Genomic DNA, 8471 nt, shown 5'->3' with positions numbered 1-8471 from the left:
CGCCCCCCCCGCGGCGCGCGCCCCCGCGGCCGGCGCCCGCGCCCGCGCCCGCCCGCCGGCCCGGGGGGGGCGGGGGCGCCGCGCGCCGCGCGCCCGCCCCCCCCCCCCCCCGGCCGGGTAGGCGATCCCGGCGGCCAGGAAGGCGAGCAGGGCGCAGACGCCCGCCGCCAGCCGTTGTCTTGTGATCATCGGCGGATCCTATTGATCAAAGGTGCCGCTCGTAAAAACGAGAGGTGTCCCGCGTCAGGACGCGCCGGGTCCGCGAAGCGGGTTGGGAAGCCGTGTCCACAGGTCACCGGGGGTCTCCGGGGAGAGCCGCATCAACGTCAGCGCCTTCGCGGGTAGCGGCTCACCGAGGAGCGCGGGGAGGTCCGTGGTGCGCGGGAGATCCGCCGCGACGCCTTCAAGCGCCCCGCGCAGCGCGGCCGCCGAACCCGCCGTCGCGCCCAGCGCTCCGCCGACGAGGGAACCGAAGAGCTTGCGGCGCAGGGCGGTCTCGTCGTCCGTCACGATGCGCCCGGACAGCGGCGGGACCGGGACGCCGTGCCGGCCCAGCCGGGCCGGGCTCACCCGGATGTCCGCCAGGTCGCGGTAGACGAGCCGGACGGGGGAGCCCGCGCGGTCGAGGATCACGAGCAGGTTCTGGCCGTGTGCCTCCAGGGCCACCCCGAGCTCCAGCAGCCGCAGCCCCACCGTGAGGACGAGGCGGGTGAACTCGGCCAGCCAGGAAGGTTTCTCGGGCAGCCGGGTCAGCGGAAGCGCGGCCACCGGGACACAGCGCTCGCCGTCGCCCGCGTACTCGTCCGGCGACTCCCGCACCACCGCCGCGAGATCGGGGGAACCGGCGGTGGCCGCGCCGAGCGTGCGGGTGATGTGCAGCGGCGCGTCCAGACGGGCCGCCATCTCCTCCATGAACGCCGAGACGGTGTCCGCCGTCCGCACCGAGTACACCGAGATGTCCCGCACCGACGAGGTCAGCCGGGCGCTCAGCGCCGTCTTCACATGCGGCCCGTCCGGCACCGCGAGCGTACGCAACGACATCAACGGGCGCCCGGCGAAACCCTCCTGGACCGGTGCGTCCAGCACATGGGCCACCTGCCAGGGATGCACCGGGATCAGCACCCGCTCCCCGTCCCGCAGCCACTTCGGCCACTCGCCCGTCACGAGCGCGTCGTCCACCGCCACCAGGCCCAGCCGCACCGACGTCCGGTGCTCGGGCCCGTACGCGAGCTGCTCGGCCACCGAGAACCCCGGCCGCGCACGGCAGTTGGGGTGATACGGATGCCCGTCGACGATCCGCTGCTCCCACACCCAGCTCGCCTCGGACGGCCCGGTCCCCTCGTCCCGCCGCCGGTCGGCCCGCGACAGCGCCAAGGAGGCCACACTGTCCGCGAGTTCGGCCGAGAAGGCACCACCGTGCGGCACGCCGAGGGCGTCGACGAGGACGTCCGGGCGGTCGTACACCCGCTCACCGAGCCGCACTTCGCTCACGTAGGCGGCGGTGGCGTACGGGTCGGGGAGGGGGCCGCGCAGCCGGCGGCCGTCCGTCAGACGGAGGGTCAGGCCCTCACCGTCCGTGTCACGGCGGGCGATCCACGGCAGCGGCTCCCAGGCCAGCGCACGCCACAGCCGGGTCAGCACGGCGGCCCGGGCACCGGGCAGCGCCTCCGCGTACGGCGCCGACAGCCCGGGACGTACGACACTCAGCTCCTCGGCGAACGCGGCCTCGGTGTCGGGCGGGGAGGGACGGGGCACAGGCGGGCTCCTTGCGTACGGGGACTGCGTCGTGATCGTCCGCCGCGGCGGACATACTGATCACCAGTGCACCGTATGAATCGAATGGACCGGATGGATCGCGTGGACTTCAAGCCGACCGTGTTCCCCCAGCTCACCGCTGGCGACATGGACGCGGCCGCCGACGCGTACGCCGCCGCGCCGTTGCTCAATTGTCTCCTCCGCGAACTCGCCGAACCCACGGGGGAACCGGGCGTGTTCCGGCTGCGCGCGAGCGGCCGGGAGCTGCGCGTACGGGGCACGCGACGCCCCTTCGCACCCGAGCTGCGCGCCGACGGAGCCTGGCGGCGGCTCACCCACCCGGAGCTGATCGCACTCGCCGCCGGGGAACTGCGCCTGTTCACCGGCGTGGACAACACCGGGCTGCCCGCGGAGATGACCGACAGCCGGGACGTGGTGGCGGCCCTCCTGCGCGCCCGCGCCCGCACGCCGCCGCCCGAGGACCCGTATCTGAGGTCCGAACAGTCCCTGATCATGGGGCACCCGCATCACCCGGCACCCAAGACCCGCGGCGGCGGCCCGGTCTCCGGCTGGCTGCCGTACGCGCCCGAGGCGTACGCCCGCTTCCCGCTGGAACTGCTCGCCGTGCGGGAGGACGCGGTCGTCGAGGAGGGCGACACACGGGCCCTCGACGCGCTGGGCCGGGCCCCCGCGGGCTACCGGCTGCTCCCCGCCCACCCCTGGCAGTTGACGCTGACCGGGTCCGCCCCGGCGATCCAGGACGCCTTCGCCGACGGCCGTCTCCTGCGCCTCGGACCGACGGCCCGCCAGCTCCGGCCGACAGCCGCGATCCGCACCCTCTACGCCCCCGAGGACGACCTGTTCGTCAAATTCAGCCTCGACGTCCGCATCACCAACGACATCCGCCGGCTGTGGCGGCACGACCTGCTGAAGGTGCGCGCCACCGACGCGGCCACCGCCGCCGCGTTCGCCGCGCAGGACGGTCCCGCCGCCTGGCTCGGCGACCGCGGATACCGCACCGCCGGCTTCGCCTTCGAGGAACTCGCCGTCCTGGTCCGCGACGGACTGCGCCCGCACCTTCTCCCCGGCGCCACCCCGCTGCTCGCCGCCGCCCTGGTCGAGGGTTTCGACGGCAGCCCGCTCAACCGGCTCACCGACCCGGCCGACTGGTGGGACGCGTACCTCCGCCACACCGTGCCCCCGGTGCTGGAGGCGTTCGCCCGCCACGGAGTCGTCGTCGAGGCGCATCTGCAGAACACGCTGGTGGCCGTGGACGGGGACGGCATGCCCGTCCAGGCCCTGTTCCGGGACGCGGAGGGCGTGAAACTGCTGCCGGAGGTGACCCGCGCGGCCGGCTGGGAACGGCTCGTCTACTGCCTGGTCGTCAACCACCTCTCCGAACTGGCCGCCCTCCTAGCCGAACGCTTCCCCGGCACGGACCCCTGGCCCGCCGTACGAAGCGAACTCCACCGCTGCGGCTCGGACCACGACCTCCCCGAGATCACGGCCCTGCTCACCTCACCCACCCTCCCGGGCAAGACCAACCTGCTGCTCCGCTGGACATCCGCGGACGGCGCCGCCGCCCGCTACGTCCCGCTGCCGAACCCGCTGGCCGGGACCTGACACCCGCGGCCCCCGACCGGGCCGCTCCGGGGCGGCCGCGCGCCGCCGACGGGGAGTCGTCGTGCTCGCGGCGGTCGGCGCCCCTCGCCGATGATGACGCGCGGTTACTATGGTCACTCCATGCCGGACACCTGGAGCAAGGGGCCCACCGTCGCCGACGGGACGACCGGAAGGCAGGCTGAAGACTCGGATGGCCTGGGAAAATGCTGAATGACGTCACCGTGACCCGCTACCTCGCACCCCTGCGCGAGGGCGGCTCGTTGCCGGGGCTCGTCGAGGCCGACGACCTGGGCACCTACGTCGTGAAGTTCACGGGGGCCGCCCAGGGTCACAAGGCGCTGGTCGCCGAGATCATCGTCGGTGAGCTGGCCCGGGCCCTCGGTCTGCGCTTCCCCGAACTGGTCCTCGTCCACTTCGACCCGGCCTCCGGCGAGCACGAACCCCATCAGGAGGTCCAGGACCTGCTCCGGGCCAGCGCCGGGCTCAACCTCGGCATGGACTACCTGCCGGGCGCGAAGGACTTCACCCCCGAGGTCGCGCGGACGTTCCCGGTCGACCCGCTGGAGGCGGGCAAGGTGATCTGGCTGGACGCCCTCACGGTCAACGTGGACCGCACGGTGCACAGTTCGAACCTGATGATCTGGCCCACCCTCGGTATCGCGCCGCCCCGCCTGTGGCTCATCGACCACGGCGCCGCCCTCGTCTTCCACCACCGCTGGGACGCCTCGGCGCCGGAGAAGGCGTACGACTTCAGGAGCCACGCGCTCGGCGGCCACGGCCCGGACACCCGCGCGGCCGACGCAGAACTGGCGCCGAAGGTCACCGAGGAACTGCTGCGCACGGTCCTGGCGCAGGTGCCCGACGCCTGGCTCATGGACGAGCCGGGCTTCGCGAGCCCCGACGCGGTCCGCGAGGCGTACGTCGGCTACCTCCTCGCCCGTGTCCGCGCCTCGGCCGCCTGGCTCCCCACGGACTTCCCGAGCCGTGAACAGCTCGCGGCCGAGGACGCCGACCGCGCGGAGCGGACCCAGCGGGGCCGCCCGGACTGGCTCAAGCGCGTCCCCGACCTGCACGGCAAACCGGCGGCGGAACAGGATTGGTCGGTGCATCTGGGATGACGGACGTCCAGCGGGTCCAGATCGAGTACTGCACCCAGTGCCGCTGGCTCCCCCGCGCGGCCTGGCTGGCCCAGGAACTGCTCACCACCTTCGAGGCGGAGCTCGACGAACTGTCCCTGAAGCCGGGCACCGGCGGTGTCTTCGTCGTCCGGGTCAACGACGAGGTGATCTGGGACCGCCGCGAACAGGGCTTCCCCGAACCCACCGCGGTCAAGCGCCTGGTGCGCGACCGAGTGGCCCCGGAGAGATCCCTGGGCCACTCGGACCGTACGGCGGACGGAGCGGGCGCGGCGGACTGAGCCGGGTCAGCCGGTGAGCTGCTCGTAGGCGGGCAGGGTGAGGAAGTCCGCGTAGTCCTCGTCCAGCGCGACCTTCAGGAGCAGGTCGTGCGCCTGCTGCCAGCGGCCGGCCGCGAAGGCCTCCTCGCCGATCTCGGCGCGGATGTCCGCGAGTTCTCGCGCGGCGATCTCGCGGGCCAGCTCCGGGGTGGCCGCCACGGTCCTGCCGTCGTGCTCGAAGACGACACCCGCGTTGATCCACTGCCAGATCTGCGAGCGCGAGATCTCGGCGGTGGCGGCGTCCTCCATGAGGTTGAAGATGGCGACGGCTCCCAGGCCGCGCAGCCAGGCCTCGATGTAACGGATGCCGACCTGCACGGCGTTGACCAGACCGTCGTACGTCGGCCGCGCGTCGAGCGAGTCGACGGCGATGAGGTCACCGGCCGCGACCGACACGTCCTCGCGCAGCCGGTCCTTCTGGTTCGGCCGGTCGCCGAGGACGGCGTCGAAGGAGGCCATCGCGATCGGGACGAGGTCGGGATGGGCCACCCACGAGCCGTCGAAGCCGTCGCCCGCCTCACGGTCCTTGTCGGCCTTGACCTTCTCGAAGGCCACCTTGTTGACCTCCTCGTCGCGCCGCGAGGGGATGAACGCGGCCATGCCGCCGATCGCGTGGGCGCCGCGCCGGTGGCAGGTGCGGACGAGGAGTTCGGTGTACGCCCGCATGAACGGGGCCGTCATCGTGACCGCGTTGCGGTCCGGCAGGACGAACTTGGTCCCGCCGTCACGGAAGTTCTTGACGATGGAGAACAGGTAGTCCCAGCGGCCCGCGTTCAACCCGGAGGCGTGGTCGCGGAGTTCGTAGAGGATCTCGTCCATCTCGTACGCGGCCGTGATCGTCTCGATCAGGACGGTCGCGCGGACCGAGCCCCGCGGGACGCCGACGTAGTCCTGCGCGAAGACGAACACGTCGTTCCACAGGCGGGCTTCGAGGTGGGACTCGGTCTTGGGCAGATAGAAGTACGGGCCCTTGCCGAGGTCGAGCAGCCGCCGCGCGTTGTGGAAGAAGTAGAGACCGAAGTCGACGAGCGCGCCGGGAACGGGCGTGCCGTCGGCGGCGACGAGATGACGCTCGTTCAGATGCCAGCCGCGCGGCCGCATCACGACGGTCGCGAGCTCGGCGTCCGGCTTGAGGGCGTACGACTTTCCGGAGCCCGGGTCGGTGAAGTCGATGCTCCGGGTGTAGGCGTCCATCAGATTGAGCTGGCCGAGGACGACGTTCTCCCAGGTGGGCGCCGAGGCGTCCTCGAAGTCCGCGAGCCAGACGCGGGCGCCGGAGTTCAGCGCGTTGATCGTCATCTTGCGGTCGGTGGGGCCGGTGATCTCGACCCGGCGGTCCTCGAGCGCGGCCGGCGTCGGGGCCACCTTCCAGGAGTCGTCCGCGCGGATCGCGGCGGTCTCCGGGAGGAAGTCGAGCGTCGAGGTGCGGGCGATCTCGGCGCGCCGCTCCGCGCGGCGGGCGAGGAGCTCGTCACGCCGGGGTGTGAACAGCCGGTGCAGCTCGGCCACGAAGGCGAGGGCCGCTTCGGTGAGGACCTCCTCCTGCCGGGGCAGGGGCTCGGCGTCGACGATGGCCAGCGGGGACGGCGCTGGTGCGGACATGAGCTGTCACTCCTTCAGCGAGCTGCGTGCGGGCGAGCTGGTCATGGCGATCCGCGTACGGGGCCTGCGGCCGCGCCGCATGCCGGTCGAACGAGCGAACCACGGAAGGCGTCACCGCGCCTGGCACCCGGTGCCGTGGCATACGCGGACCGGGGCCGGGCGCCTTCGGCACGGCGAGGCGCTTCTGAGCAGTGGATACTAATTTCCTCATGGTGGAAGTTCAATGGTTTGTTGATGTCGAGAATCTCCAGATCGACGGAAGGTGGCGCTCGGTGCCACCCCGTTCACTCAAGGTGGATCAGGTCGGCCTCCGTGTCGATGTCGTACGCCCGCGCCACGTCCCCGCACTCGACGAGGATGAGGGCGTCGCCGTGGGCCGTCAGGTAGGCGCGCGCCCCCCGGTCGCCGGTGGCGGTCGCCGCGATCCCGGCCCAGTGACCGGCCCCGAACAGCACCGGATGGCCGCGTTCACCGTCGTACGCCGCCGCGGCGAGCGTCAGCGGAGAGGCGTACGCGGCCAGCACCCGGGCCACCGCCTCCCGGCCGATCCCCGGCTGGTCGACCAGCGACACCAGCGCGGCCCGCGCCCCCGAGTCCGCCAGCGAGTCGAGCCCGGCTCGCAGCGAGGAGCCCATGCCCTCCTCCCAGCGGGGGTTGTCCACGAGGACGCACCCGGCCAACGACGCCTGATCCCGTACGGCGTCGGCCCGGGCGCCGAGCACGACATGGACGCGGGCGCAGCCGCCGGCCCGCAGCTCCTCCACCGCGTGCTCGACGAGGGGCCGCCCCCGATGGGGCAGCAGCGCCTTGGGGCGGCCCCCGAGGCGCCGTCCGCCTCCGGCCGCCAGCACCAGCCCCGCCACCTCGCCCTTGTTCTCCGTCATGTCCCCTGCATACCCGGCCAGGCCCGGGCATGCCACGGAACCCCGGCCGTCACCGGGGTGTCCCCAGGCTGAATTTCGGTCCGCGCAGTGGCGCCCGGCGCACCGGGTGGCGTTTACTGGCCCGCGTCCCCAGGCGCCTGACCACCGCCACGGGGGCTGAAGCCGACATGGGCGGACCGACGCACAACAGCGTGCGCGAGGGGGAGAGCTGTGTTGCGGAGCTTGGGGCAGAGACCGGTGACGGGCAGCGACGAGGATCCGAGGGTGGCGGGGTTGCGTACCGCCGTCGCCCGGCTGCGCCGTGAACTCGCCGTCCATCCGGTCGAGTTTCCCGACCGGGGTATCGCCGAGGACGAGCTCGCGTCCCTCGCCGCGATGGCCGCCGGAGGCATGCCGGAGATTCCCCGGCTGCGCCGCTCGCTCCTCCTGGTCGCGGGTGCGATCGGCTCGGTGAGTGCTCTCGCCACCCGCCTCGCCGACGTCCGCAGCGCGGTCGAACTCTTCGGGGAACCCCCGCACCGAACCCGCCTCTGAGCTGCTGGGACACGGCCTAGCGCCCCCTGCGGATGACACCCCGCTCGGTGGCCGCCGCCACGGCCGACGTGCGGGAGTCCACGCCCAACTTCGCGTAGATGTGCACCAGATGGGACTTCACGGTCGCCTGGCTCAGGAACAGCTCCTTGCTGATCCGCTGGTTCGAGAGACCGTCCTTGACCAGTTCGAGCACCTCGAGTTCACGACGGCTGAGGGCGGTGGCCGGGGTGCGCATGCGGTCCATGAGCCGGTCGGCGACCTTCGGGGCGAGCGCCGAGTGACCCGAGGCGGCGGTGCGCACGGCGGCGGAGAGCTCCTCGGGAGGGGCGTCCTTGAGGAGGTAGCCACAGGCGCCCGCCTCGACCGCGGCGAGGATGTCCGCGTCGGTGTCGTACGTGGTCAGGACGAGGACCCGGGGTGCGCCCGGGCGTGCCGCGATGGCAGCCGTGGCCTCCGCCCCGTGCATCCCGGCGCCGAACTGGAGGTCCATGAGGACGACGTCCACATCGCCCGCCCCGGCCCGCTCCACCGCGGCCTCCGCCGTCGCCGCCTCCGCGACGATCTCGAAGTCCGGCTCCGCGGACAGCACCGCGCGCAGTCCGGCGCGGACGACGGGG

At 73.0% G+C, this 8471-nt stretch carries 8 protein-coding genes and 1 pseudogene; 4 read left to right on the top strand and 5 right to left on the bottom strand.

Annotated features, from left to right (window positions below; translation table 11 throughout):
• Nucleotides 1–189, bottom strand: a pseudogene (locus tag ACFXGX_RS37565) (alpha-1-antitrypsin); the annotation flags it as partial.
• Nucleotides 190–243: 54 nt separating this feature from the next.
• Nucleotides 244–1755 carry an IucA/IucC family protein gene (locus ACFXGX_RS37560; protein ID WP_384801059.1) on the bottom strand — a complete coding sequence of 504 codons (1512 nt, stop codon included), beginning with the start codon at nt 1753–1755 and terminating at the stop codon, nt 244–246.
• An 84-nt stretch (nt 1756–1839) separates the two neighbouring features.
• On the opposite strand from ACFXGX_RS37560, the gene ACFXGX_RS37555 reads away from it, so the two are divergent.
• The 3 genes from ACFXGX_RS37555 to ACFXGX_RS37545 all read left to right on the top strand — a co-directional run bounded on the left by ACFXGX_RS37555 (nt 1840) and on the right by ACFXGX_RS37545 (nt 4795).
• A complete protein-coding gene (locus ACFXGX_RS37555) occupies nt 1840–3378 on the top strand; it encodes an IucA/IucC family protein (protein WP_384801089.1) in 1539 nt (512 codons plus the stop codon).
• Nucleotides 3379–3581: 203 nt separating this feature from the next.
• On the top strand, nt 3582–4496 hold the full coding sequence (locus ACFXGX_RS37550) for a HipA family kinase (protein WP_355773480.1): 915 nt from the start codon (nt 3582–3584) through the stop codon (nt 4494–4496).
• Complete coding sequence (locus ACFXGX_RS37545; RefSeq protein ID WP_326784733.1) at nt 4493–4795, top strand: SelT/SelW/SelH family protein; 303 nt, start codon at nt 4493–4495, stop codon at nt 4793–4795. Before ACFXGX_RS37550 ends, ACFXGX_RS37545 begins: the two co-directional genes overlap by 4 nt.
• A 6-nt stretch (nt 4796–4801) precedes the next feature.
• Here the strand turns inward: ACFXGX_RS37545 and aceB are convergent, their stop codons facing one another.
• Nucleotides 4802–6436, bottom strand: coding sequence for a malate synthase A (gene aceB, locus ACFXGX_RS37540; RefSeq protein ID WP_384801056.1), 1635 nt, complete (start codon nt 6434–6436; stop codon nt 4802–4804).
• Between the two features lie 284 nt (nt 6437–6720).
• Nucleotides 6721–7320 carry an NTP transferase domain-containing protein gene (locus ACFXGX_RS37535; protein WP_384801053.1) on the bottom strand — a complete coding sequence of 200 codons (600 nt, stop codon included), beginning with the start codon at nt 7318–7320 and terminating at the stop codon, nt 6721–6723.
• Nucleotides 7321–7530: 210 nt separating this feature from the next.
• On the opposite strand from ACFXGX_RS37535, the gene ACFXGX_RS37530 reads away from it, so the two are divergent.
• On the top strand, nt 7531–7854 hold the full coding sequence (locus tag ACFXGX_RS37530) for a DUF5955 family protein (protein ID WP_355773472.1): 324 nt from the start codon (nt 7531–7533) through the stop codon (nt 7852–7854).
• A gap of 16 nt (nt 7855–7870) precedes the next feature.
• Here the strand turns inward: ACFXGX_RS37530 and ACFXGX_RS37525 are convergent.
• On the bottom strand, nt 7871–8471 hold a 601-nt coding region (locus ACFXGX_RS37525), incomplete at its 5' end, for a response regulator (RefSeq protein WP_384801050.1).

The organism is Streptomyces sp. NPDC059371 (genome assembly GCF_042751995.1).
Lineage (GTDB): Bacteria > Actinomycetota > Actinomycetes > Streptomycetales > Streptomycetaceae > Streptomyces.
Note: the sequence above shows the minus strand (reverse complement) of the source record. Positions and strands in the feature narration are given on the sequence as shown.

Excerpts from the sequence above, each read along its gene's own strand:
- ACFXGX_RS37550 (WP_355773480.1), top strand. The coding sequence starts at position 3,582 with ATGCTGAATGACGTCACCGTGACCCGCTACCTCGCACCCCTGCGCGAG.
- ACFXGX_RS37535 (WP_384801053.1), bottom strand. The coding sequence starts at position 7,320 with ATGACGGAGAACAAGGGCGAGGTGGCGGGGCTGGTGCTGGCGGCCGGA.
- aceB (WP_384801056.1), bottom strand. The coding sequence starts at position 6,436 with ATGTCCGCACCAGCGCCGTCCCCGCTGGCCATCGTCGACGCCGAGCCC.
- ACFXGX_RS37545 (WP_326784733.1), top strand. The coding sequence starts at position 4,493 with ATGACGGACGTCCAGCGGGTCCAGATCGAGTACTGCACCCAGTGCCGC.
- ACFXGX_RS37555 (WP_384801089.1), top strand. The coding sequence starts at position 1,840 with ATGGACCGGATGGATCGCGTGGACTTCAAGCCGACCGTGTTCCCCCAG.